At 51.2% G+C, this 24,073-nt stretch carries 23 protein-coding genes; 7 read left to right on the top strand and 16 right to left on the bottom strand.

The window, feature by feature from the left end:
- From AXF19_RS15595 to AXF19_RS11250, 6 genes are all read left to right on the top strand, one after another.
- Positions 1–876: ABC transporter substrate-binding protein (locus AXF19_RS15595; RefSeq protein WP_237141607.1), on the top strand; the 876-nt coding region annotated here is incomplete at its 5' end.
- A gap of 18 nt (positions 877–894) precedes the next feature.
- Complete coding sequence (locus AXF19_RS11270) at positions 895–1,692, top strand: ABC transporter ATP-binding protein (RefSeq protein ID WP_066848922.1); 798 nt, start codon at positions 895–897, stop codon at positions 1,690–1,692.
- Positions 1,673–2,503, top strand: a complete 831-nt coding sequence (locus AXF19_RS11265) for an ABC transporter ATP-binding protein (RefSeq protein WP_066848920.1) — start codon at positions 1,673–1,675, stop codon at positions 2,501–2,503. Before AXF19_RS11270 ends, AXF19_RS11265 begins: the two co-directional genes overlap by 20 nt.
- Positions 2,504–2,713: 210 nt before the next feature.
- Positions 2,714–3,340 carry a DUF47 domain-containing protein gene (locus AXF19_RS11260; protein ID WP_066848918.1) on the top strand — a complete coding sequence of 209 codons (627 nt, stop codon included), beginning with the start codon at positions 2,714–2,716 and terminating at the stop codon, positions 3,338–3,340.
- Positions 3,333–4,331, top strand: coding sequence for an inorganic phosphate transporter (locus tag AXF19_RS11255; protein ID WP_066848916.1), 999 nt, complete (start codon positions 3,333–3,335; stop codon positions 4,329–4,331). The genes AXF19_RS11260 and AXF19_RS11255 overlap by 8 nt, the downstream gene beginning before the upstream one ends.
- A gap of 72 nt (positions 4,332–4,403) precedes the next feature.
- A complete protein-coding gene (locus AXF19_RS11250; RefSeq protein WP_066848914.1) occupies positions 4,404–6,020 on the top strand; it encodes a nucleoside kinase in 1,617 nt (538 codons plus the stop codon).
- A gap of 173 nt (positions 6,021–6,193) precedes the next feature.
- On the opposite strand, the gene hisIE is transcribed toward AXF19_RS11250, so the two are convergent.
- Genes hisIE through hisG form a run of 8 tightly spaced genes read right to left on the bottom strand, consistent with a single transcriptional unit; the run spans position 6,194 to position 12,707 of the window.
- Complete coding sequence (gene hisIE, locus AXF19_RS11245) at positions 6,194–6,898, bottom strand: bifunctional phosphoribosyl-AMP cyclohydrolase/phosphoribosyl-ATP diphosphatase HisIE (RefSeq protein ID WP_066848910.1); 705 nt, start codon at positions 6,896–6,898, stop codon at positions 6,194–6,196.
- Positions 6,898–7,665, bottom strand: a complete 768-nt coding sequence (gene hisF / locus AXF19_RS11240) for an imidazole glycerol phosphate synthase subunit HisF (protein ID WP_066848908.1) — start codon at positions 7,663–7,665, stop codon at positions 6,898–6,900. Before hisF ends, hisIE begins: the two co-directional genes overlap by 1 nt.
- A 27-nt stretch (positions 7,666–7,692) precedes the next feature.
- On the bottom strand, positions 7,693–8,415 hold the full coding sequence (gene hisA / locus AXF19_RS11235; RefSeq protein ID WP_066848905.1) for a 1-(5-phosphoribosyl)-5-[(5-phosphoribosylamino)methylideneamino]imidazole-4-carboxamide isomerase: 723 nt from the start codon (positions 8,413–8,415) through the stop codon (positions 7,693–7,695).
- Positions 8,412–9,035 carry an imidazole glycerol phosphate synthase subunit HisH gene (gene hisH / locus AXF19_RS11230; RefSeq protein ID WP_066848902.1) on the bottom strand — a complete coding sequence of 208 codons (624 nt, stop codon included), beginning with the start codon at positions 9,033–9,035 and terminating at the stop codon, positions 8,412–8,414. The genes hisA and hisH overlap by 4 nt, the downstream gene beginning before the upstream one ends.
- Positions 9,036–9,044: 9 nt before the next feature.
- Positions 9,045–9,644 carry an imidazoleglycerol-phosphate dehydratase HisB gene (gene hisB / locus AXF19_RS11225; protein ID WP_066848900.1) on the bottom strand — a complete coding sequence of 200 codons (600 nt, stop codon included), beginning with the start codon at positions 9,642–9,644 and terminating at the stop codon, positions 9,045–9,047.
- Positions 9,641–10,705 (bottom strand): histidinol-phosphate transaminase, encoded by a 1,065-nt coding sequence (gene hisC / locus AXF19_RS11220; protein ID WP_066848897.1) that lies wholly within the window; start codon positions 10,703–10,705, stop codon positions 9,641–9,643. The genes hisB and hisC overlap by 4 nt, the downstream gene beginning before the upstream one ends.
- On the bottom strand, positions 10,705–12,045 hold the full coding sequence (gene hisD / locus AXF19_RS11215) for a histidinol dehydrogenase (RefSeq protein WP_066848895.1): 1,341 nt from the start codon (positions 12,043–12,045) through the stop codon (positions 10,705–10,707). The genes hisC and hisD overlap by 1 nt, the downstream gene beginning before the upstream one ends.
- Positions 12,042–12,707, bottom strand: a complete 666-nt coding sequence (gene hisG / locus AXF19_RS11210; protein ID WP_066848893.1) for an ATP phosphoribosyltransferase — start codon at positions 12,705–12,707, stop codon at positions 12,042–12,044. Before hisG ends, hisD begins: the two co-directional genes overlap by 4 nt.
- A gap of 160 nt (positions 12,708–12,867) precedes the next feature.
- Between hisG and AXF19_RS11205 the strand changes: the two genes are divergently transcribed.
- Entirely contained in the window at positions 12,868–13,824 is a 957-nt protein-coding gene (locus AXF19_RS11205) for a D-2-hydroxyacid dehydrogenase (protein ID WP_066848891.1), read from the top strand.
- A 4-nt stretch (positions 13,825–13,828) separates the two neighbouring features.
- On the opposite strand, the gene AXF19_RS11200 is transcribed toward AXF19_RS11205, so the two are convergent.
- From AXF19_RS11200 to AXF19_RS15590, 8 genes are all read right to left on the bottom strand, one after another.
- A complete protein-coding gene (locus AXF19_RS11200) occupies positions 13,829–14,365 on the bottom strand; it encodes an HD domain-containing protein (RefSeq protein WP_009655964.1) in 537 nt (178 codons plus the stop codon).
- Entirely contained in the window at positions 14,362–15,543 is a 1,182-nt protein-coding gene (gene hisZ / locus AXF19_RS11195; RefSeq protein WP_066848889.1) for an ATP phosphoribosyltransferase regulatory subunit, read from the bottom strand. Before hisZ ends, AXF19_RS11200 begins: the two co-directional genes overlap by 4 nt.
- Positions 15,540–15,857: a YerC/YecD family TrpR-related protein gene (locus tag AXF19_RS11190; RefSeq protein ID WP_009440143.1), complete on the bottom strand. Its 318-nt coding sequence runs from the start codon at positions 15,855–15,857 to the stop codon at positions 15,540–15,542. The genes hisZ and AXF19_RS11190 overlap by 4 nt, the downstream gene beginning before the upstream one ends.
- A 96-nt stretch (positions 15,858–15,953) precedes the next feature.
- Positions 15,954–16,688 (bottom strand): HlyD family secretion protein, encoded by a 735-nt coding sequence (locus AXF19_RS11185; RefSeq protein ID WP_237141606.1) that lies wholly within the window; start codon positions 16,686–16,688, stop codon positions 15,954–15,956.
- Positions 16,689–16,967: 279 nt separating this feature from the next.
- Entirely contained in the window at positions 16,968–19,586 is a 2,619-nt protein-coding gene (gene alaS / locus AXF19_RS11180) for an alanine--tRNA ligase (RefSeq protein WP_157092534.1), read from the bottom strand.
- A gap of 131 nt (positions 19,587–19,717) precedes the next feature.
- The gene (locus AXF19_RS11175; protein ID WP_066848881.1) at positions 19,718–22,345 is read right to left on the bottom strand and encodes a DNA translocase FtsK; all 2,628 of its coding nucleotides are present in this window, start codon (positions 22,343–22,345) and stop codon (positions 19,718–19,720) included.
- 73 nt (positions 22,346–22,418) lie between these two features.
- A complete protein-coding gene (locus tag AXF19_RS11170) occupies positions 22,419–23,696 on the bottom strand; it encodes an amidohydrolase (protein ID WP_066848878.1) in 1,278 nt (425 codons plus the stop codon).
- Between the two features lie 11 nt (positions 23,697–23,707).
- Positions 23,708–24,073 (bottom strand): adenosylhomocysteinase (locus AXF19_RS15590; RefSeq protein WP_237141605.1); only part of this gene is annotated, 366 nt, incomplete at its 5' end.

The following is a 24,073-nucleotide window of genomic DNA, read 5'->3' as shown; positions in this document are numbered from 1 at the left end:
TTCCAGTCGGGAGAAGTCGATATGGCGGTCAACATCGCTGCAGGTGATCTTGGCCTCTTTAATGATACGTCGAAGTTCCATGTAGATCGTATCGCATCGCTGCGTACGGTTCTCGCACGCATTAATCAGAAGGGGATTCTCGGCGATCCGAAGGTACGCGCTGCATTTATCTCAATGACAGATCGCAAGGCATACAATGAGGTAATCCTGAAGGGAACGTTCATCCCGGGCAAGGCTCCGGTTCCGCCCTCTCTCGACTATGGCTTCGATCAGCTCACCGACCCGAATGCATACAATGTCGACCGTGCAAAGCAGCTTCTCGACGAGGCAGGCTGGAAGGATACGGATGGCGATGGCATCCGTGATAAGGACGGCAAACCGCTGTCTGTGGACTTTATCATCTACAACAGCCGTGCAGAGCTGCCGATCTATGCAGAGGCAGTACAGGCAGATGCCAAGAAGGTCGGTATCGACGTAAAGGTAAAGTCTGTCGATTACAATTTGCTCGACAAAATTGGGATCAATGGCGAGTACGATCTTCTGATTTCCAACATCACCACAGCGAATACAGGCGATCCTGAGATCTATCTCAATTGGTACTGGCGCACAAACGTGAACGGCAACAACCCGCAGAACGGCTCAGGATACAGCAACCCAGAATATGATGCACTTTGCGCACAGCTTGCTGTTGAGTTTGACCGTGCAAAGCGCCGTCAACTGATGATCGATATGCAGCAGATTCTGCTGAATGATGGAGCTGCATTGTTCCTCGGCTACCCCGAGACGAACATTGTCAGCTCGACAAAGATCACGGGCGCGATTATGCATCCGGCAGACTACTACTGGATCACAAACAAGATCAAACCTGCAAAGTAATAAGGAGGAGAAGCCCGAATGTTGATTGAGGTGCGAGGGCTAAAAATCGCATACGAAGGCACAGAAATGGTGCACGGTGTGGACTTCACCCTCAAGGACGGGGAAGTACTGACCATTGTCGGCGAAAGCGGCAGCGGAAAGACCACCGTCATTCGGGCGATGCTCGGCTGTCTGCCGCATGTTGGCAGAGTAACAGCGGGCGAGATCCTCTATGACGGGAAGGATATGACAAAGTGCAGCGCGGAGGAGTGGCGTCACGTAAGCGGCAAGACTGCTGCGATGATCTTCCAGGACAGTGGCAGCATGATGGATCCGATTCGTACCATTGGCGAGCAGTTTGTGGAGTATATTCAGACTCATGAGTCCATTGGTGCGAAGGAGGCAGCTGCGCAGGCACAGGATATGCTTGCACGTATGCATCTGTCCAATCCCGCGAATGTAATGAAGAGCTTTCCGTTTGAACTCTCGGGCGGCATGCGTCAGCGTGTCGGGGTCGCAATGGCGATGTTCTTCAAACCGGCACTCCTGCTTGCTGACGAACCAACGTCCGCGTTGGACGTGACCACACAAGCACAGGTCGTCAATGAGATGATGGATATCTGCCAGAAGGATGGCACATCCATTGTCCTTGTGACACACAACCTCGGTGTCGCGGCCTATATGTCGGATCAGATCATGGTCATGCAGAACGGCAATGTCATCGAGCATGGCACTGCCGAAGAAATTATTGAACATGCACAGAAGGACTACACGAAGGAGCTTCTGCGTGCCGTACCACAGATTGGAGGGGAGCGTTATGACACAGTCGGAGCGTGAGATTATCCTGCGCATCGAGCATATCACAAAACGCTTCCCCCTCGAGGGCGGCAAAGTTCTTACGGCATGTGACGATGTGACATTTCCCGTATATCGTGGAGAAATCCTTGGTATTGTCGGTGAAAGCGGCTGTGGAAAAAGTACGCTGGTGCGTACCCTGATGCAGCTTCATGCGCCCTCAGAGGGACAGATCTTCTTTCAGGATCAGGAAATCACCGGTCTGAAAGGTGAGGCTGCGCGCAATATGCGCAAAAACATCCAGATGGTCTTCCAGGATCCAACGACATCTTTCAATCCGAAGATGAAGATCAAGGATATCATCTGTGAGCCTCTGCGGAACTTCGGACTCCTCAAGGGCAGTGCGTATGACAAGGCTGCAGAACTCCTGCGCCTTGTCGACCTGCCCGAGGAATTTGCCGAACGCTATCCCGCAAATATGAGCGGGGGACAGCGCCAGCGTGTAGGAATTGCGCGCGCATTGGCACTGGAGCCGGAGATTCTGGTCTGTGATGAGGCAACGAGCGCACTTGACGTTTCCGTTCAAGAGACAATCGTAGAACTTCTCGTACGCATTCAGCGCGAGCGGAATCTGACGATCCTCTTTATCTGCCATGACCTTGCACTCGTGTCACGTCTGTGCACACGCGTCGTGGTCATGTACTTCGGAAAGGTCGTCGAAGAACTGGACGGGAAGGATCTCGCGCACGCAAAACATCCGTATACGCAGAAGCTCCTGAAGTCCGTGTTTACCCTTCTACCAAAAGGCAAGGCGCCGCGCATTGTCGTTCCCGAAGTCGAAATCCCTGCGTAGCACGAAACGTGACAGATAGATAAATAATCATAGTAAAAGAGCAGCGCACAAACGTTGCTCTTTTACTATGCCTTAGATAAATATTGAATTATAGCCGAAAAGCTTTTCAATTTATATCTTGCTGTCAATCTGAAATAATGATATTATTAGGTTGTAAGTTTTCTTATATACGCCTCCGATATTATATCTTCTTGGGGAGGATCCGGGTTTATGTTTAATTTCAAACAGAAGGATGACGAATTCTTCGACTTGTTTCTTGAGAGTGCAAAATTCTTTCATAAAGGCGCGTTGGTATTGGACGCTGTTATGAAGGATTACACTACCGCCGGCAGCAAGGTGGAAGAAATCAATCGTATTGAGCATGAAGCAGATGCCATCAATGACCGCATCATCGATAAGCTGAACCTCACGTTTATCACCCCGATTGACCGCGAAGACATATACGCATTGGCAAATGATCTGGACGACGGTGTCGATCTCCTGCAGGGGATATTACAACGCTATGATATGTACCGCATGGGGAAGCCCATGCCGGGCGCAATCAACCTGACGAAACTCCTTCTCTCCTCTACAGAAGAAGTCGTCCGCGCTGTCTCCTATCTCGAAAATATCCGAAAGAATCAGGTTCAGATATTGGATGCGTCCCACAAAATCGAACGCTATGAAAGTGAGGGGGATCTCATCTATCGGAGTGAGGTTGCCTACCTTTTTGAAAATGAAAAAGACCCTATCGAGCTGATTCGATGGAAGGACGTTTTGGAGCAGTTGGAGGATACGCTGGATCATTGTGAACTCATTGCGGATATGCTGCGGGGAGTGGTAATGAAATATGCCTGATTTCCAGCTCTTGATTTTTTTGGTCATTCTCTTAGCGCTCATATTTGATTTCATCAATGGCTTTCATGATACTGCAAACGCGATTGCCACTTCGGTTTCGACCCGTGCCATCCATCCGCAGTATGCAATCATTATGGCTGCTGTTCTCAATTTCTTCGGTGCGATGTATAGTACGGGTGTTGCAAAGACCATCGGCTCGGATATTGTCAAATCGGCTTCCCATGTGGATGAACACATTCTGATTGCAGCGCTCTTTGGCTCGATTATCTGGAATATTATTACTTGGAGATTTGGCATGCCATCCAGTAGTTCCCACGCCCTGATCGGTGGTCTGATCGGCGCTGTCATGATGTCGGCATCCGGTGCTGATGGATTGAACTTTTATGGGATTGGCAAAATCATCCTGTCTCTGATTCTTTCGCCGCTTGTCGGCATGGTCTTGGGATGCATTATTATGTCGCTGCTATTTCGCTTCTTTGGTCGTTTTCGACCGACAGCAATCAACGGTAAATTTAAGAAAATGCAAATCCTGACAGCAGCAACGATGGCGTTTTCTCACGGGTCGAATGATGCACAGAAATCAATGGGTATTATTACGTTGGCATTGCTTGCCGGAGGATATATTGATGTTTTTGAAGTTCCGACCTATGTCAAGGTACTCGCAGCAACTGCTATGGCCTGTGGAACGGCGGTAGGAGGCTGGCGTATCATCAAGACGATTGGCGGCAAGATATTCAAGCTCCAGCCGATTTCCGGATTTGCGGCAGATCTGAATTCTTCCATCATCATATTCGGTGCAACCCTTTTGCATCTCCCGGTCAGTACCACACATGTCGTTTCCGGCTCGATCATGGGGGTTGGTGCAGCAAAGCGTATCAACGCTGTTCGTTGGGGCGTAGCCCAGCAGATGGTTGTGGCGTGGGTTATGACAATTCCCTGCACTGCGGTTATGGGTGCTATTACGTATCACATTGTGATGCTCTTTATTTAATGTGAACTTGAAAAATCCTGCTCTGCCAATGAGCAGGATTTTTATATAGAGAGAAAGAAAAGGGGGGTCTCCATGGAAAAATCTCTGATTATGATGGCTGCAAAGGAGCAGGGAAACTATTCAAGTCAGATTGTTGCCGCAAAGATCAATGGTGAGGTGCGCGATATTCAGACACAATTTACCGATGGCGACACGATCAGCTTTATTGAACTCGATTCTCCGCTTGGGTGGAAAATTTACCGTCGCTCCGTACTGTTTTTATTGATTGCAGCGGTGAACAGAATTGATCGCTCTGCAGAGGTCATTGCAAAATTTACCGTAAATAAAGGGCTCTATTGTGAAATAAAGATTCCCGGCAGAGAAATCAATCCTGCCTTCATTGCAGAAGTGGATCGCACGATGCGGGCGATGATTGCAGAGAATTTGCCTATTATTAAGCATAGTGTTCCACGGGAGGAGGCGATAGAGCGCTTTCAAAAGCTTGGACGTTCGGGTAAGGTGAACCTACTCTCCGAACTCTCAAAGCCCGTTATCAGCATATATACCTGTGAAGACTATACGGACTATCTCTATGGTCCGATGCTCTATGAAACACAGCATTTGGATCAATTTGAACTGGATTACGAGCCGTTTGGTGTCCTCATCCGTACACCGGATGAGAGAACAAAAGGGGAGATCAGAAAGCGCATCAATCAGCCGAAGTTCGGCTCAATCCTTGCCGAGTCGAAGGCATGGGCTGATATTTTGGAATGCCGCTTTATCTCCGATCTGAATCGCATCAACAGGGAAAACTCCATTGGGGAACTCATCCGCATCTCGGAAGGACTGCAGGAGAAGCGGATTGCCCAGATTGCCGATCATATTTCTGCCAATCGGGAACATATACGCCTCATTTTGATTGCAGGTCCTTCCTCATCCGGAAAGACCTCCTTTGCACAGCGCCTTCGCATTCAGCTGCGCGTCAACGGACTGCGTCCTGTAATGATCTCTCTGGATGATTATTTCCTCAACCGCGAGGATACGCCGCTCAACGAAAAGGGGCAGTATGACTACGAGTCCCTTGATGCTCTTGATACGAAACTCTTTAACGAGAATATGATCGCGCTTCTGGCAGGACAGGAGGTGCAGATTCCACGGTATAACTTTATTACAGGCATGCGTGAATGGAAGGAAGACGCATTCCTCTCCATCCAACGCGATCAACCCATCATCATCGAGGGGATTCACGGGCTCAATGAGCACCTCACAAAGGATATTCCGCGCGGCAATAAGTATAAAATCTATATCAGTGCCTTGACGCAGCTAAATATCGATGCACACAATAGAATCCCAACGACAGAGGTGCGTTTCCTGCGGCGTCTTGTACGTGACTATCAATTCCGAGGGGCAAAGGCATTGAAGAGCATCGGCCAATGGCCCGATGTCAGAGACGGAGAAGAGAAGTACATCTTTCCATTTCAAGAGGAGGCGGATGTACTATTCAACTCGGCACTGATCTACGAGATTGGTGTCTTGAAGAAATACGCCGTACCACTCCTGGAAGAGATCAAGTGCGGCGAAGAGGGATATACCGAGGCAAGACTGATCCTGCGCTTTCTGCAATACGTCGATGTAATTTCCTCGATCGACGATATCCCGAACAACTCCATCCTCAGAGAATTCATCGGTAAGTCGGTATTTTTCTCATAGCGTTTGTCTTTTCACAAAGGCGTGTATTTTTGAAAACAAAATCAGCCAAACATACTAAAAGTCGGTGTTACGCAAGCGATTCAAATCTCGCATAACACCGACTCTTTTTACGCCCTTTTCCAACTATCCATAATGGTAATTATGGATAGTTGGAGGGGAGAAACGAGGTAAAATTACATATCCGGGCGCATTCCGGTTTTTCCTGCGAACTTGTGATAGTTCCCACCATTGTGTCTGCGCTTCAATTCTTCGAGCAGATCTTCCGGTGTCATATTGTGATATGCGAGCAGCACCAGACAGTGATACCAGAGATCGCCCATCTCATACAGTACATCCTCGCGGATATTGTTTTTGGAAGCGATGATGGTCTCTGCCGTCTCTTCGCCGAGCTTTTTCAAAATCTTGTCCTGTCCCTTATCGAAGAGATAGTTCGTATAGGAGCCTTCGACTGGATGCAGTCTGCGGCTCTGAATCACTTGATAGATATCAGAGAGGATCTCTGTCAGGGACATTTCATCCTCCGGCACAAGCGGGACAATGCTGTTTTCGTCTGTACAATAGAGTTTGCGACCGTTAAAGCACGAATACGTCCCCGTATGGCAGGATACGCCTGTCTGTTTTACACGCAGGAGGATCGTATCGCCGTCGCAGTCATACGAGATCTCCTGCACGCGCTGCACGTTTCCCGATGTCTCACCCTTTTTCCAAAGCTTCTTGCGGCTACGGCTGTAATAATATGCAAAGCCTGTTTCAATCGTTTTCTCAAGAGACTCGCGATTCATATATGCGAGCATGAGAACCTGATTGTTTTCCTCCTGAACGATCGTCGGCACAAGCCCGCGTTCGTCAAACTTAATCACAGAGATGTCAATATCCATTAGAATCGTACCTCCAGACCACGTGATTTTAGATAGGTTTTTACTTCTTTTATTGATAACTCTCCATAGTGAAAGAGCGAGGCTGCCAGTACGGCATCCGCTTTCCCCTCGGAGAGCACATCATAGAAATGCTCCAATTTCCCCGCACCGCCCGAAGCGATTACAGGTACATTTACATTTTCAGAGACTGCTCGTGTCAACGCAATGTCATAGCCGTTCTTTGTTCCATCGGCATCCATACTGGTCAGCAGGATCTCTCCCGCGCCAAGCGCGACCACATCCTTTGCCCATGAAATGCAGTCCATCCCTGTTGGGTTTCTTCCACCGTTGATATAGACTTCCCACGTGTCAACACTCTTACGTCGTGCATCAATCGCAACAACAATGCATTGACTGCCGAAGCGCAATGCTCCATCGCGAACGATTTCCGGATGCTTCACCGCCGCTGTATTGACCGAAATCTTATCTGCCCCTGCATTTAGCATACGATGCATATCTTCTACACTGCGAATTCCGCCTCCAACGGTAAGCGGGATAAAGACTTTCGAGGCACAGTCGGACACAACCTCAGCCATTGTGTTTCGCTCTTCGTTCGAGGCGGTAATATCCAGAAATACAAGCTCATCCGCGCGCTCCTTATCGTAGCGTTCGGCAAGTTCCGTCGGACTGCCTGCATCTCTCAGCCCGACAAAGTTCGTACCCTTGACAACACGCCCATCTTTGACATCAAGACAAGGAATAATTCGTTTCGCAAAGGTTTTCTTCAAGATGAAATCAATCCTTTCGAAATGCAGTCAACGTGCAGCCGCAATCGCATCAGACAGCACGAGCGTACCTTCATAGATGGATTTACCGGCAATGACACCGACGATTCCTTGCGATTCGTACTTCTTCAGTGCATGGATATCATCCAGCGATCGAACGCCGCCCGATGCGATGATGTCGATGCCTGATTCGGCTGCCAGATTGGACGTTGCCTCAATGTTGACGCCCGAGAGCGTACCGTCCCTTGAAATATCGGTGTATATAATGGTCTTCAGGCCGAAGGATGCAAGTTCCTTGGCAAGTTCAACGGCTGTAATCCCACCCGATACGCCCCATCCGTCAATGGCGACAATACCGTCCTTGGCATCAATTCCAACGACGATGTGATCACCATATCGATGACATGCTTCTTTGACAAGATCACGATTCTGCACGGCAGCAGAGCCCAGAATAACCCGTCGTACGCCCAGTTCCAAGGTCTTCTCAATCGTTTCAAGGCTGCGAATCCCGCCGCCAACCTCGATCGGAATCCGTACTGCGCTGAGGATACTCTTAATCGCATCTGTATTGCGCGGTTCCCCTGCAAGCGCTCCGTCCAGATCGACAACATGAAGGAACTCCGCCCCCTCCCGTTCCCAGCGAAGGGCAGTTTCCTCCGGTCGGTCGCTGTATACGGTTTCTTGGGAAAAATCACCTCGGAGCAGGCGGACACATTTTCCATTACGCAGATCAATCGCAGGAAAAATAATCATGTGCTTCCCTCCTGATGAATAAAATTATGAATAATTTTCAGTCCGATATCCCCCGATTTCTCGGGGTGAAATTGCGTCGCCATGATATTTCCGGCGGATATGGATGCCGTAATCTCCTCGCCATAGAAGCACGTTGAAGAAATGATCGCTCGATCCTTCGGTAGCGCGTGATAGCTGTGGACAAAGTACACGTAGGAATCCTGCGGAATTCCCGTAAACAAGCCTTTTTCCCTATGGCTCTCGGCGATATTCAGAGCATTCCACCCCATATGGGGGATTTTTTCGTGCGGGGCAGCAATTCTGGATACTCTTCCTTGCAGCAGTCCAAGTCCCTCTATGCCCGAGGATTCCTCGCTGCCTTCAAATAGTATTTGAAGTCCTACACAGATTCCAAGGAGCGGGATCCGGCGTGCAACGCCCTCCCGAATGGCAGGAATCAATCCCGACGCATTCAGCTGTTCCATGCAGTCACCAAAAGCACCCACACCCGGCAGGACGATTTTGTCCGCAGAGAGAATATCCGCAGCCGTACTGCTGATGCGGACATCTGCCCCCAATGCAGAAAAGGCTTTCTCTACGCTGAACAGATTCCCCGCCCCATAATTTATAATTGTAATCATAGGATCACCTTACAAAACACCTTTGGTCGACGGAATCGCATCGCCCAGTCGCTCATCTTTCCCTACGGCAGTCCGCAGCGCGTGTGCAACCGCCTTGAATACCGCCTCTACCTTGTGATGTGAATTCGTCCCATAGAGGATCTTTACATGAAGCGTGATCCCCGCGTGAAACGCGAATGCGCGAAGGAACTCCTCCGTCAGCTCCGTATCATATCCGCCAATCATGGGCGCCATGGGTGCATCTCCGGGGTCGTAGACGAGGAACGGGCGGCCGCTGATATCCAGAGCCGCAAGAACAAGCGTCTCGTCCATCGGGAGGTAAAACGATCCATATCGGGATATGCCGCGCTTGTCTCCAATGGCCTCGTGGAATGACTGCCCCATCGTAATGCCGATATCCTCGACCGAATGATGCCCGTCGACTTCGATGTCCCCATCGCATTTGACATTCAGATCAAATTGCCCATGTGAAGCAAACAGCGTGAGCATATGGTCAAAGAATCCGATACCCGTATCGATCTCAGATACTCCGCTGCCGTCCAGATCGATGGAGACGGCGACATCCGTTTCCGCTGTCGTGCGATGTATCTCTGCAAACCGTCTGCTCATGAATGCCCCTCCACAAAAGCCTTGATAATGCGATATACCTCGTCATTTTGATCTGCCCGTCCGATGGAGATGCGCAGCATATTTTCCAGCCCCGGCGCTTTTCCAAAGCTGCGCACGCCGATCCCATATCTGATGAGGTCTTCATTGAGCGCCTCTGCCTGTGCGTAATGAATCAGGAGAAAGTTCGCATGGGACGGATAGACTGTCAAGCCTGTAAGAGCTTGATACCGTTCCTGCATACGTTCACGCTCGGCACAGATCATCTGAATCTGCGGCTCGAACTCCGTGCGCATTTGAAACACGGTATCTGCAATGACCAGCGATGGCACATTCATATGATATGGCATGTATGTCTTTGCAAGCATATTAATCACATTCTCATGTGCCAGCATGTAGCCGACGCGACAAGACGCAAGTGCATACGCTTTTGAAAAGGTACGCGCAACCATCATATGAGGATATTTTTTCAAAAGTAATATGACGCTGTGCTCACAGAATTCCGCATACGCCTCATCGACAAGAAATGCGCAGGATATATGCGATGCAATATATTCGATTTCTTCTTCTGTCAGCACCTGCCCTGTCGGATTATTCGGATTGCAGATAACGGCAAGAGATGCCCGACTTTGATTGACCTGCTGAACAAAGTCCTCCACATCAAGCTGATAATCAGACTGTAAAGGGACGGGTACACCTGTTGCATCGGCTGCCGCTGCATAGATCGCATACATGGAAAAGGACGGACTGGGATATACGATCTTGTGTGCCCGATCGCCGCCGAACGCATAGAACACCTTCTCTATGATTTCACTGGAGCCATTTCCAATGATGACATTCTCCTGTCGGTATCCATACGCTTCTCCGATCTGCTCACAGAGCAAATCATATTCTTCGTTTGGATAGCGTGGAAATGCAATGCGTGACAGCCGTGTCATAACGCGGTCTTCGACCAGCGGCGGTAGCCCTATATTAGATTCGTTTGCATTTACCTTGATGTTCCAATCCTGTTCGCGCGTGTCGTACAGGGGCATATCTGCCAATCCGTCACGGTAGTTCAGCATCAGCGTCCCCTCCTCATCTGAATTGCACGCGCATGTGCATTGAGCCCTTCGGTTTCGGCAAGACGGATGATGTCCTCACTTACATCATTCAGAGCCTCCTGCGTGTAGGATATGATACTCGTGCGCTTCATAAAGGTCTCCACATTCAGCACAGAGTAGAATCGCGACGTTCCGCCTGTCGGCAGCACATGATTCGGTCCTGCGAAGTAATCGCCAAGCGGTTCGGGAGAATACGGCCCGAGAAAGATTGCCCCTGCACAGCGAATCTTTGGAAGGATATGGAACGAATCTCCAACAAGCAGCTCGATATGCTCCGGTCCCGACACATTGGCAAGATGTATCGCCTGATCCATGTTTTCTGTGACGATGATGCGCCCGTGTCCCTCGAGCGAAGCGCGCGCTATATCCTTGCGCGGCAGTGTCTCCAACTGCTTCTGAACCTCTGTCAGAGACTCCTGTGCCAGCTCCATATCAGTGGTGATGAGAATGCTCGACGCAAGCGGATCATGTTCTGCCTGACTGAGCAGATCGGCTGCAACATATTCAGGCGAGGCAGTTTCATCTGCCAGGATGAGGATCTCGCTCGGTCCTGCCAGCATATCGATATCTACGTGACCGTACACTTCTTTTTTTGCCAGTGTCACGAAGATATTTCCGGGACCTGTGATCTTGTCCACACGTGGAACACTCTCCGTGCCATATGCCATTGCCGCGATTGCCTGCGCGCCGCCGATCTTGAATATCTTCTTTACGCCGAGCAAGCGCGCCGCAACGAGAACGTACGGATTGATGACACCGTCCTTTGTCGGAACGGACATGATGATCTCTTCAACGCCTGCGACAACGGCAGGTATTGCATTCATAAGAACGGACGACGGGTATGCCGCCGTACCGCCGGGGACGTAGATACCAACGCGTGCGAGAGGTAGAATAGCCTGTCCCAGAATCGAGCCGTGTGCGCGATAGGTCATCCATGAGTGCGGCTTCTGCTCTTCGTGATAGGCAAAGATATTGTCTGCCGCCTTTTTCAGCGAGGCAACGACCTCTGGGTCGGCAGCACGCTCTGCAGACAGAAACTCTTCCTCCGACACCATAAGATTATCATGGGTTAGTTCCACGCGATCCAATAATTTGGTATAGCGAAAAAGCGCCCGATCTCCCTCATGGCGAACTTCCTGAACAATGCGATGAACGAGTTTTGTGGCCGAAAGATCTTCTCCAAATATCTCCTGATTCTTCTTGCGGATGCCGTCACTGAGGGTGAGTTCATCAAAGGCTTTCTTCTTGAGCAGAAGTTCTGCCGCTTCCATTCCGACATCTGCAACCGAAACAATATTCATCGCCCTGCCCCTCTTTCCAAAATGCGTTTCAAATCATTTACGATCCCGTATATGCGTTCAAATTTCAGCTTGAAGCTGACGCGGTTGACGATGAGCCGTGCGCTTACATCCATGATATGGGCGATCTCCTCTAGGTCATTTTCCATCAGAGTCGTCCCTGTTTCCACGATATCGACAATGCTCTCTGACAGACCGACGATGGGGCCCAATTCGATGGAGCCATTGAGTTTGATATACTCCATCTGCATCCCTTGCTGCGCAAAGAATTTCTCCGCAATATGCGGATATTTCGTTGCAACGCGCGTATGTGCATAATCCGTGAGACGGCTGCGTTTTTCCTTGCGCGGTACAGCCATCATCAGCCGACATTTGCCAAATCCGAGATCCAACAGTTCATAGACATCCTGCCCTGCTTCCAACAGGACATCCTTGCCGATGATGCCGATATCAGCGGCACCGTATTCCACATAGGTAGGCACATCCGAGGTCTTCGCGATGATGAACCGCACTTTGATCGCATCGTTCGAGATGATGAGTTTTCGGGATTTTTCACTCATATGCTCCGCAGTAATCCCGACCTTCTCAAACAGATCCGTGGACAGCGAAAACAGTTTTCCCTTGGGCAATGCAATCGTTAAATAATCATCAATACGTTGTTCCATATAATCCCCTTGCATCCTTTAGCTGGTTAAAGAGTTAATACAGATGTATACTACCATGTTGTTTGTAATAGGTCAATGCTTCCTTAAAGAGGATTTTTAGCACTCATCGCGAATAGACGATATAAACCTAAAAACTCATCCTCATGAAAAGGAGTCGCAGATGACACTTCAAATACTATCATTGGTGAGATTAAGCGAGCAGCAGATAGAACTGCTGTATCAGAGCTATCCCGACTGCAATGTCAGATGTATCCGCCCAACGGAACTTGGAGACGATATTCCCGATGTCGATATCCTGCTGGGCTATGACGCACAGATGGATTTGGAGAGATTTCTCCCCCGTATGCCGCACTTGCAATGGATTCATACCTACAGTGCCGGAGTCGAGAAGCTGCTCTCAGACAAATCGTTCTCTCAATCCGAGATCTTGCTGACAAATTCCCGCGGCATTCATGGCATACCGATGGCGGAGCACGTACTTGGAACGATGCTGGCCTCCAGCCGCTGTCTCATCGAAGCGTGGGAAAACCAGAAAGAACACGCATGGAAGCGTTTGAGTGCTGCCGATGAACTGTTTGGAAAAACGGCTGCAATCATCGGTCTCGGAAGCATCGGGCGGGAGATTGCAAAACATCTTAAAAACATGGGCATGCGCATCGTGGCTGTGAAGCAGAAGGAATCCACGGAGCCGTTTGTCGATCAACTGTTCAACATTGACCATCTGCCCGATGCACTGTCCTGTGCGGACTACGTTATCGTCACGTTGCCACTGACACCTCAGACGAAAAAACTGTTCAACCTCCGTACGTTCAACATGATGAAAGAAAATGCCTTCTTCATCAACGTGTCCCGAGGCGATGTTGTAGAAGAGCCCGATTTAATCAAGGTACTCACAGAAAAACGCATTCGCGGCGCAGCTCTCGATGTCTTTACGACGGAACCTCTGCCGGAGGATTCACCGCTATGGGACGTGCCGAATCTCTTCATTACGCCGCATTACTCGGCAATATCTCCCATGTACTTAGACCGATCGCTCAAGATATTCCGCAACAATCTGCAAATCTTTCCGCAGCGCATCGGCATGCTGAACGTCGTCGACAAACTGCGTGGCTATTGACCCTCTAGTTGCGCGCATCTGCCGCCTTTAACAGGGACAGCACCAGAGAATCCTCTGGTGCTGCTTTTTTTTGATGGTGCTGAATGATTTCGGCTACATGAGCAGCGCCAATCGCGCGCAATTTGTCAGCGCCTATATATGGATGGCTGATATGGACATGGAGAGCCCTCCCTATTCTTCCGAAAACACTGCCCGCGTCTTTCTTTCGGATGAAATACGGAATCAGAAATGGAATGAAGCGATGAAAAAGGACAGCCAACACTTTGCCCCAGATATCCGCATCCCCTTTGACACGTCCGACATCATGGAGGAGTGCACAGCGAATCAGGAGGATGTATTCATCTGAATCGTTACGAGCCTGCTTTGCGTAAAGCGCCTTTGCCGTGAGCGCAACGCGAAAGGCATGCAGCTGATCCGCCTCATGCATCGCATAGAACAGTCGCTGCTCAGGAATGCTCAGATAAGCACGAATAAACGTATGTCCCTCCGCATTCAGTCGTCCGAATACGGCCTGTATAAACTGCCGTATGCGCTGTCTCATTGGAAATACTCAAGAGCGGCATATCCGCGTGCTTCCCTGGAAAATTCCGCCTCCTCATAGGACTGTCCCTTCAGCCCCAATTCGACAATCTTTCCTGCTTGGCGCAGCTCCATTGCCCGCCTGATTGCCTGTCCGATGGATTGTTCGGCATATCCGATATAAACATTGCGTGATACGGACGGAATCTGAATGCCCTGACGGTCGAGTGTCAGCAGGATTCTCTCCATGCCGAGCGCAAATCCCGTTGCCGACATCGGATGTCCATATTCTGTCAGGAGGCGGTCATAACGGCCGCCGCCGCACAGGGGGAAGCCAAGTCCCGGTGAATAGCCCTCGAAGACCATCCCCGTATAATAGTTGAAATCGCGGATAATACCGAGATCGAAACGCACATAGTCTGCCACGCCATAGGATTTGAGCAGCGCATAGATTTCTGCCAAATTATCAATGGCACGTCGGCTTTGCTCGTTGCGTGGGAAATCATAGAGACGGCGCAAAAGTTCTTCCCGCCCATTGAGCAGGGGAAGTTCCTTCAGCATTCCCCTGTCCTGCTCTGAGAGCGGCAAGGCGTCAATCAAACTGTCCATGAGAACAAAATTGTGACGCTCAATCGCAGACTTGATTTCCCGCTGGCGCTGTTCATCAATCTCAAAGTATGACAGGAGACCATCGAGGAAATCCACCTGCCCCATGTGTATTTGAAAATCCTTGATGCCGCAGGCAAGAACAGAGGCAATCGCAAGTGAAATAATCTCCGCATCTGCTGCGGGGCGTTCGCTCCCCATGAGTTCGACACCCGCCTGATGAAATTCACACTGACGCCCCATCTGCGTCTGCTCCACACGAAATACATTGCCGATATAGGATAATTTCAAGGGGACGGGCGCGTCTTTCAGCCGACTGCTGACGAGTCGCGCAATTGGTGTCGTCATTTCATTGCGGAGGGCGAGGATCTTGTTCTGATTGCCCAGCAGCATGAAGAGAGAGTTTTCCTCCTGCACGCGCGGTGCCAATGTCTCCAGATGCTCAATCGTCGGCGTGACCACCTCATCATATCCCCAAGAGCGGAACAGGGAGGACAGCATATTCTCCATATGCCGCATCTCCGCCGCATCTCTCGGCAGGAGATCCCGCGTTCCATAGGGTGTTTCCAAGATGAGCTTTTCGGGATTCATCATGCTTTCTCCTTATCATCGGGAGGCGTGGAAATACCTTTTTTGAGCACAAGCGTATATCCATCTGCTCCATAGTTCAGGCAGCGCTTCACACGGCTGATCGTTGCCGTGCTGGCACCCGTCTGCGCGACAATATCATCATAGGTGAAGCCCTCGTGCAGCATACGCGCGACATCCAGACGCTGTGCCATAGCACGAAGCTCTCCGATGGTACAGACATCCTCAAAGAATTGATAGCATTCTTCCATCGTTTCCAGTGAAAGAACAGCACGACAAAGTTGATCGGTCAGATCATCTCTCAGTTTTTGATTTACCATAACAGATCCCTCTCACGAACGATTCGCGCATATCATTATTTCGCTCCCAGTATATCACAGAATCGAATGAGCGAAAAGCCGCATCCGTGCAGCAGATTAGGAAGAGAAGTGCAATACGATATCAGATATCGATTCCCCTATTGATGCATTCTCTTGAGGTGCTGATATACGAACACATTTTTCGACTGCTCCGTTATCATCCGCCTGCTCTGTCACAATGTCTGTAATCTCCTCTACCGTTCCCTCCAAATGCAGACCATTGATTTCATATCGTACAATTTGACCTAAGTAGACACGTCGTGCCTCTTCTTCTGATAGCCTTGCTTCAATCCAACAATGGTCTGTGATATTGAGCGCTAGAATATCATCGCCTGCGGCAAGTATATCCCCTGCCTTTACGGAGACCCTTGAGATGATCCCCGCGCGCTGTGCATAAAGCTCTGTGATGCCTGTATTGCGCGCTTTCTCCAATGCAAGCTCCGCTTTTTTCAGCTGCTCCTCTGCCGCCTGCACAGCCTTCGGATCCGCTCTCCTGACCGCTTGTACACTGCCGAGTGCAGCCTTCTCCTGTTCATATGCAGCAGCAGCCTCATTTCGCTTCGCTGCACTGACTGCCCCCATTTCATAGAGTTCATTCATGCGCTCCATCCGTCGCCGTGCTGCCTCCAATCCCTCCTGCGCCTCGGGAGATTGATTGGACGATGTATCGATAAAGCCGGATTGAATTTGTGCAAGATTCATGCGCGCAAGGTCTGCGTTTTTCTGTAAACGCAGAAGCTCTTCATCCGATACGATGTTCTGTATGCTAAGAAGCGCCTCTCCCTGCTGCACAGAGTCTCCCTCCGTGATATGCACGTCCTGCACAAGGAGCGGATGCGGTGCCTGTATGGATTGCTGCTCAAATACGAGACGGGCATTGGAGATAGTGAATTCGCCTGTCTGCCCCGTTCCACGGAGCAGAAGGAAGGAGATGAACAGTATGAATATGAGAAAGACGACAAAGAATAGGAGTGCTCTCTTCTTTAGAAAATTTGTGATGTCAATTTCCATGGCTGCTGATCCTATGAAAAAAGGCTGTCAACGCTGTGACAGCCTAATAAACACCTTCGATTAGGCAGAGATCTGCCGACGGATGACCGCAACAGCCGCTTCAAACGCCTGCGGCAGCTGCGCAGGAATCTTTCCGCCTGCCTGTGCCATATCAGGACGTCCGCCGCCACCGCCGCCAACCGCTTTCGCCGCTTCCTTGATGATATTGCCCGCATGAGCACCCATCTGTACGGCAGCTTTGTCGGCCTTGACGACAAGGCTGACCTTATCCTCGATGATTGCTCCGAGTACGACGATGCCCGCTTCAAGCTTCTCGCATGTCAGATCTGCAATCTTGCGTAGTTCATCCATCGAGTCAACATTGGCTTTGCCAACCACTACATGGAAATCGCCAATGTTCTGGACACCCATGAGGAGCTTCTGCGCATCTGCCTGATCGCGGAAGGTGGCAAAGTTACGCAGCTGTTCCTGCATGGACTTTCTCTCATCCATGAACTTATCCACCTGAGAGACAAGATCCTCCGACCTCGTTTTCAGCTTACGCGAGAGTTCCTGAACCATACGGGACATTTCTGCTGCATATGCAAATGCCGCCCGTCCCGTGATTGCCTCAATACGTCGCACACCTGCTGCAACGCCGGACTCACTGACGATCTTGAACAGACCGATCTGTCCCGTATTGCTCACATGGGAGCCGCCGCACAGCTCGATGCTGAAATCAGGAACATTGACGACGCGTACCACATCCCCATACTTCTCGCCGAAGAGTGCCATAGCGCCCAGTTCCTTTGCCTCATCAATCGGCATCATGGAAATGTGGAGATCGTTCGAGCGCAGAATCTCCTCGTTGACAAGTTCCTCGACATCGCGCAGCTGCTGCTCCGTCACAGGCTCGAAATTCGTGAAGTCAAAGCGAAGGCGTTCGGGTGTAACGAGCGACCCCGCCTGCTGAACGTGCTCCCCCACAACGCGGCGCAGTGCTGCCTGCAGCAGATGCGTTGCGGTGTGATTCCGCGCAGACGAAAGTTTTTTCTTCGCATCGAGGCAGATGTCTACAGCGTCGCCGCGCTGGATCTGTCCTTCCTCAACGTATGCCACATGATAGATTGTCCCATCGGGCAGACGCTTCGTATTGCTGACGGACAGATAGCCGAGCTCGCTGCGCAGGATGCCCTCGTCCCCGACCTGTCCGCCGCCTTCGGGATGGAACGGCGTCGTACTGAGAATGACCCCTGCGCTCTCACCATCGTGCAGGGCGTCCACAAGCCCGCCATCGCGCCAAATCGCAACGACTGTGGCTTTCACCGCATCTGCATCCTCGGTCAGGCTTCCGGTATCTACGCCTGACAAATCCGGAACGGAGACCGCCTGATTTTCCGCACGCGCACTTCTTGCGCGCGTACGCTGTTTCTCCATCTCCTGATGGAAGCCCTCGCCATCGAGCGTGATTCCATTCTCGTGCAGGATCTCCTCGGTGAGTTCCCGCGGGAAACCGTAGGTATCATAGAGCTTGAAGCCAACCTCACCGTGCAGAACGGTCTCGTGGGCGTCCTTCAGGCGTGTTACCTCTTCATTCAGTAGTTCAATGCCCTGTGCCAGCGTCGAGGCAAAACGATCCTCCTCGACACGAATCACGCGCTTGATATAATCCTGCTTCGCAAGCATTTCGCTGAAGTCCTTCGCGTTACGGAAGATCTCGACAACGGCATCGACCGCACCGTCAAGAAACGGCTTCGTAATGCCAAGCATGCGCCCATGACGGATTGCACGACGGAGCGTTCGCCGCAGCACATAGCCGCGCCCTTCATTGGCGGGCAGTATGCCGTCCATAATCATAATGGAAACCGAGCGGGCGTGATCCGCAATCACCTTGTGAGAAATATCCTTTTTCGGATCTGTACCATAGGGTACGTCTGCAATTTTAGACGTATATTCGATGATTGGATAGAGCAGATCGGTTTCAAAGTTCGTCCTCTTGTTCTGCACAACAGAGGCAAGACGCTCCAGACCGCAGCCCGTATCAATATTCTTGTGCGCGAGAAGGTTGTACTCGCCTTCCTCCGTGCGGTCATACTGTGTAAAGACGAGATTCCAAATTTCGAGGAAGCGGTCGCAGTCACAGCCAATACCGCATGTCGGCTCACCGCATCCCCTCTCCTCACCGAGATCAATGTAGATCTCAGAGTCCGGGCCGCAGGGACCGGGGCCGATCTCCCAGAAGTTGTCCTCCAACGCGACAATATGGTCGGGATTTACATCCGTCTCTTTCAGCCAGATTGCACGCGCCTCGTCATCCTCCGGATAGATGGAGACCCACAGCTTATCCTTGGGAAGCTCGACAACCTCGGTCAGGAACTCCCAGGCCCAAGGAATTGCTTCCTTTTTGAAATAATCCCCAAAGGAAAAATTTCCAAGCATCTCGAAGAAGGTCTGATGTCGTGCGGTACGGCCGACATTCTCGATATCGCCTGTACGAACACAGCGCTGACAGGTGACAATGCGATTGCGGGGGGGCTTCATCTTGCCCGTGAAAAACGGCTTCAGAGGTGCCATACCGGCGCCGATCAGAAGCAGTGTTGGATCGTTTTCGGGTACGAGAGAATAACTGGACAACCGAAGATGGTCTTTTTTCTCTGCGAAAAACTGAAGATATGCTTCTCGCAGCTCATTTCCAGTCATATATTTCAACGTAATCGCCCTCCTAAGATTATGTTCGTAAAGAACTGAGTGTGCGTAAGTATAGCACAAAATTTAGCAAAAAGACAAGAATCCCCAGTCCCGTGAAACGGTATACATGCAGGAAGCACCAATCACATAATGCTCTTCAAGAGTTCCTGCGCCTGCTCTGATGTCATCAAGATTTCACGGGGCTTGTTTCCGCCTGCACTCGGTCCGATGATGCGCAGCTCCTCCATTGTGTCGACCAAGCGCGCCGCTCTGGAGTATCCCACACGAAACCTTCTCTGAATGCTCGAGGAGGAGGCCTGCCCCGTGGACATGACCAGATCGACAGCATCGGGAAGCAGTTTATCCCGCTTTACGAGAAGTTCATCGTCCTCGGATCTGTCATCTTCCTCCGCCACGCTCTCCATGAAGTCAATGAGCTCCTCGTTTTCACAGATTTCCTGCCCTTGTGCACGAATGTAATCCAAGAGCATCTCGACTTCCTCATCGCTGATGAACGCCCCCTGCACACGAATCGGCTTGGAGACGCCTTGCGGCGAGAACAGCATATCCCCTTTGCCGAGCAAGGTCTCTGCTCCGCCGCGATCCAATATGGTGCGGGAATCCACCTGTGACGAAACAGCAAAGGAAATACGGGACGGCAGATTCGCCTTAATGATGCCCGTGATGACGTTGACGGACGGGCGCTGCGTCGCGAGAATCATGTGTATGCCGGCAGCGCGTGCCTTTTGGAGGATACGGCAGATGGCGTCCTCCACATCTTTGGGCGAAACCATCATCAAGTCAGCCAATTCGTCGATGACAATGACGATGAAGGGCATTGTCTCTTCCGCATAGCGCCGATTGAAGGATTTAATATCCCGAACGCCGTGCGTTGCAAAGATCGAATAGCGCTTCTCCATCTCCTGAACCGCCCAGTTCAGCACAGAGGAGGCCTTCTTCGGATCGGTCACAACGGGAACCATGAGATGCGGAATACCATTGTAGTTCGAGAGCTCCACCATCTTCGGATCGATCAGAATGAACTTCACCTCATCGGGTGTTGCCTTGAACAGGATGCTCGAGATCAGCGTGTTGATGCAGACGGATTTTCCTGAACCCGTCGCACCTGCAACCAGAAGGTGCGGCATTTTGCCGATGTCTGCAAATATTGCCTGCCCGCTGATGTCCATACCCAGCCCAACGGTAAGTTTGGACGATGCCTCCTGAAACTGAGGATTCTCCAGCACCTCGCGGAGCTGTACCCCCTCCAAGCTGCGGTTGGGAATCTCGATGCCAATCGCCGCTTTGCCCGGAACAGGCTCGATGCGTACCGAGGAGGTCGCCAGCTGCAGCGCAATATCCTCCGCAAGATTCGTGATCTTGCTCACCTTGACGCCGGGCGCAGGTTCAAGATCATAACGTGTCACCGCAGGTCCGTGGCAATAACTGACGACCTTCGCATTCACATGAAAACTCTCGAGTGTCTGCTGCAAGATCCGCGCATTCTCTTGAATTTCCTGTGCAAGCGTGTCGTTTTCTTTCTTTACATGTTTGGAGAGGATGTGCGTGACCTTAGGGAGCTCATAGGGACGCTGCCCCCCCTCCTCCATCGCAGCAATATTTGTTGGAGCAGTTTGGACAGGGGGCGGCTGTGCGGTTGGCTCATTCATCTCCTCGGACGACATTTTCTCTGGGGAGAGTTCATCATCATCAAAAGGTATTTCTTCCTCTTCCTGCGAAAGCGTGATCTGCAGATCCGTCCCCTCCTGTATGTCTTCTGTAGTGCTGATGTCGGCTACAGGCGGAATATTCTCCGGTATGATAGTTTCGTCGTTCTGTGCTTCCTCAACACGCTCACGATCAAATACAAACGGTACAGACGGAACTTCCTCAGACGTCTCAGGAACTAGCGTTTCTTCCGCAGGGATCTCTTCCGATACTTTCACGAGAGCTGCCTCGGGTTCTTCTTCGACGGGAATAGCCGCTGATGGCTCGCTTGTGGGTGGTGGCGCAGTTTGTTCCTGCTCTTCGGAAGCAGGATCGTGCTCCTCCATAAACATCGAATCCTTTTCCTGATTATATGGCACAGAGGACAGCGTATCTCTCACAACTGCCGCCGTTTTTGTCTCGATCATTTCTGCTGCGGCACTCACTTTTTCGCGCGTCGTATGGAGCGCTACACCTGCCGCATTTGCCCCTTTTTTCGCCTGTTCCCGCGTCTTCATATAGCCGGATGCAAGCGACCATGTTGTAGACAGCAGTACTGACCCGACAATGATGGTGCTCAGCAAAATAATGGCGCCGTCCACGCCGAAGCAGGAGCGCAGAATCAGAAGGAAGCCGCCGCCGATCAGTCCCCCTCCGTCCGCAAGGTTCTGCGGAAGTATTTCCTCATCCACGGGAACGACAAAGTGATGCCATACGGCAAGCAGTGAGATGAACAAGCCGATGACACCGAAGAACTTCTTTGTGTAGAGCAGACCACGGTGATGGATGATGTATTGCAGGCTGATCAGCGCGATGAGCAGGATGGCAAAAGGGGCACCCCATCCGAAGAAATAGCGGAAGAAATCTGCAAAGAAAAATCCAACAAAGCCAACATTGAGACCGAGAATACCAATCGCTGAAATAAGTGCAAAAGCGAGAAGGGTAAGACCTATGAGTTCATACTTTCGTCCTGATCCGTTCGGTGTCGAGCTCCTGCGTTTGGAAGCCCCCGACCGCGACGTTCGTCGGCCAGAACTTTTCTTTCCCAAAAAGAATCCCTCCATATCACATTATGCCCCCGCTCTGAAAGAGCGGAGGCATAGCAATCAAAATCATTTAGCCACGATCTTTAGTATACTATTTTGTCAGCCGATCTGCAACTCTTTGCGCCTCGTACAGGACGCGCTCCTCGTCAAGCGTCTTGAGGACACCGTTCTCCATGAGAATCTTGCCGTCGACCATAACTGTATCGACAGATGAGGATTTTGCAGAATACGCAAGGAGTGACACCGGATTATAACACGGCGTCCACGCTGCTCCATGCATGGAAAAGAGGACGATATCCGCCTTATCCCCCGCCTGCAGACGACCGACATCGTGGAGGGAAAGCGCCTCTGCCCCGTACTCCGTCCCCATCTTGACCGCAGTGAGTGCGGGAACGGCAAGCGGATCGAGCGTGTGAACCTTGTGCAGGAGCGCCGCAAGCTGAACCTCGTCCAGCATGTCCAGATTATTGTTGCTGGATGCGCCGTCCGTGCCGAGCGCAACACAGATGCCCTCTTCCAAGAGACGCAGCACCGGAGCGGTACCGCTCGCCAGCTTCATATTGCTTCCGGGGTTATGGGCGACACGAATATGATACTTCTTGATGATATCAATATCCTCATCATCCAAGTGGACGCAGTGCGCGGCAAGCGTTCCGCTTTCAAACAATCCCGTGGATGCAACGTGCGCAAAGGGGCGTTTTCCGTACTCCTTGATGCAGTTCTCCACCTCGCCCACCGTCTCCGACATATGGATGTGAACTTCTGCACCAAGCGCCTGTGCCTTTTCCGCAACCTTCTTCAGATAGTCCGGCGGACAGGTGTAGAGCGCGTGGGGGCCGAACATCACGGTGATGCGACCGTCAGCCGCCCCGTGATAATTCTCATAGAGTGCGGCATTCTCGTCCAGCTTCTTTTCGCTGTCCGGCGCAACGCCGATGAGCCCGCGCGAGAGCACGCCACGCAACCCCGACTGCTCGACCACCTCGGCAACGCGCTCCATATCCGGACCGTACATATCCGCAAAGCAGGTTGTGCCGCTACGAATCATTTCAACGGCAGCAAGCATTGCGCCCCAGTAGATATCGTCGGAGCGCAGTTTTGCCTCGACCGGCCAGATCATTTGCTCCAGCCAGTCCATGAGCTTCATATCATCCGCATAGCTGCGCAAAAGGGTCATAGAGGCGTGGGTATGCGCATTTACAAAGCCCGGGATCGCGAAATGCGCCGTGCCGTCAATGACCTTGTCTGCGTGGAAGTCGTGCGGTACATCGCCAACAGCCGTGATGCGGTCATCCGTAATGGCGATATTTGCAGCCGATGTCGTCCCATCGGGCAGAAGCGCAGTGACATTCTTAATCAGCGTTTTCAATGCACGATCTCCTATGCCAGTCCGAGATATTCTTTTTGTTCTGCGCTCAATTCGTCGATGCAGAAGCCAAGCGAATTGAGTTTGATATTTGCAATCTCGACATTGATCTCATCCGGCATGAGATGAACGCCCTTTGTCATCTCGCGCCCATGACGCACCAGATGAAGGGCGGAGAAGAACTGCACCCCGAAGGAGAGATCCATGATCTCTGCGGGATGCCCGTCTCCTGCCGCAAGGTTGACCAAGCGACCTTCGGCGAGAAGATAGAGGCGGCGTCCATCCGGCTGGACGAACTCTCTGATGTTGTCGCGCACGATATCATTGGACACAGAGCCTTCTGTCAGCTCCGGAATGTTGATCTCAACATCGAAATGACC

The organism is Selenomonas sp. oral taxon 126, from assembly GCF_001683335.1.
Taxonomy (GTDB): Bacteria; Bacillota; Negativicutes; order Selenomonadales; family Selenomonadaceae; genus Centipeda.
This window is presented reverse-complemented; position numbering and strand designations above follow the sequence as displayed.

Bases quoted from the DNA above. Each gene is read 5' to 3' on its own strand.
- hisB (WP_066848900.1), bottom strand. From the start codon at position 9,644: ATGAGCAGACGGTTTGCAGAGATACATCGCACGACAGCGGAAACGGAT.
- AXF19_RS11260 (WP_066848918.1), top strand. From the start codon at position 2,714: ATGTTTAATTTCAAACAGAAGGATGACGAATTCTTCGACTTGTTTCTT.
- hisA (WP_066848905.1), bottom strand. From the start codon at position 8,415: ATGATTATTTTTCCTGCGATTGATCTGCGTAATGGAAAATGTGTCCGC.
- hisG (WP_066848893.1), bottom strand. From the start codon at position 12,707: ATGGAACAACGTATTGATGATTATTTAACGATTGCATTGCCCAAGGGA.
- AXF19_RS11190 (WP_009440143.1), bottom strand. From the start codon at position 15,857: ATGGTAAATCAAAAACTGAGAGATGATCTGACCGATCAACTTTGTCGT.
- AXF19_RS11175 (WP_066848881.1), bottom strand. From the start codon at position 22,345: ATGGAGGGATTCTTTTTGGGAAAGAAAAGTTCTGGCCGACGAACGTCG.
- AXF19_RS11205 (WP_066848891.1), top strand. From the start codon at position 12,868: ATGACACTTCAAATACTATCATTGGTGAGATTAAGCGAGCAGCAGATA.
- AXF19_RS11270 (WP_066848922.1), top strand. From the start codon at position 895: ATGTTGATTGAGGTGCGAGGGCTAAAAATCGCATACGAAGGCACAGAA.
- alaS (WP_157092534.1), bottom strand. From the start codon at position 19,586: ATGACTGGAAATGAGCTGCGAGAAGCATATCTTCAGTTTTTCGCAGAG.
- hisZ (WP_066848889.1), bottom strand. From the start codon at position 15,543: ATGATGAATCCCGAAAAGCTCATCTTGGAAACACCCTATGGAACGCGG.
- hisIE (WP_066848910.1), bottom strand. From the start codon at position 6,898: ATGGATATTGACATCTCTGTGATTAAGTTTGACGAACGCGGGCTTGTG.
- hisD (WP_066848895.1), bottom strand. From the start codon at position 12,045: ATGAATATTGTTTCGGTTGCAGATGTCGGAATGGAAGCGGCAGAACTT.
- AXF19_RS11250 (WP_066848914.1), top strand. From the start codon at position 4,404: ATGGAAAAATCTCTGATTATGATGGCTGCAAAGGAGCAGGGAAACTAT.
- hisC (WP_066848897.1), bottom strand. From the start codon at position 10,705: ATGCTGAACTACCGTGACGGATTGGCAGATATGCCCCTGTACGACACG.
- AXF19_RS11200 (WP_009655964.1), bottom strand. From the start codon at position 14,365: ATGAGACAGCGCATACGGCAGTTTATACAGGCCGTATTCGGACGACTG.
- hisH (WP_066848902.1), bottom strand. From the start codon at position 9,035: ATGATTACAATTATAAATTATGGGGCGGGGAATCTGTTCAGCGTAGAG.
- AXF19_RS11265 (WP_066848920.1), top strand. From the start codon at position 1,673: ATGACACAGTCGGAGCGTGAGATTATCCTGCGCATCGAGCATATCACA.
- AXF19_RS11255 (WP_066848916.1), top strand. From the start codon at position 3,333: ATGCCTGATTTCCAGCTCTTGATTTTTTTGGTCATTCTCTTAGCGCTC.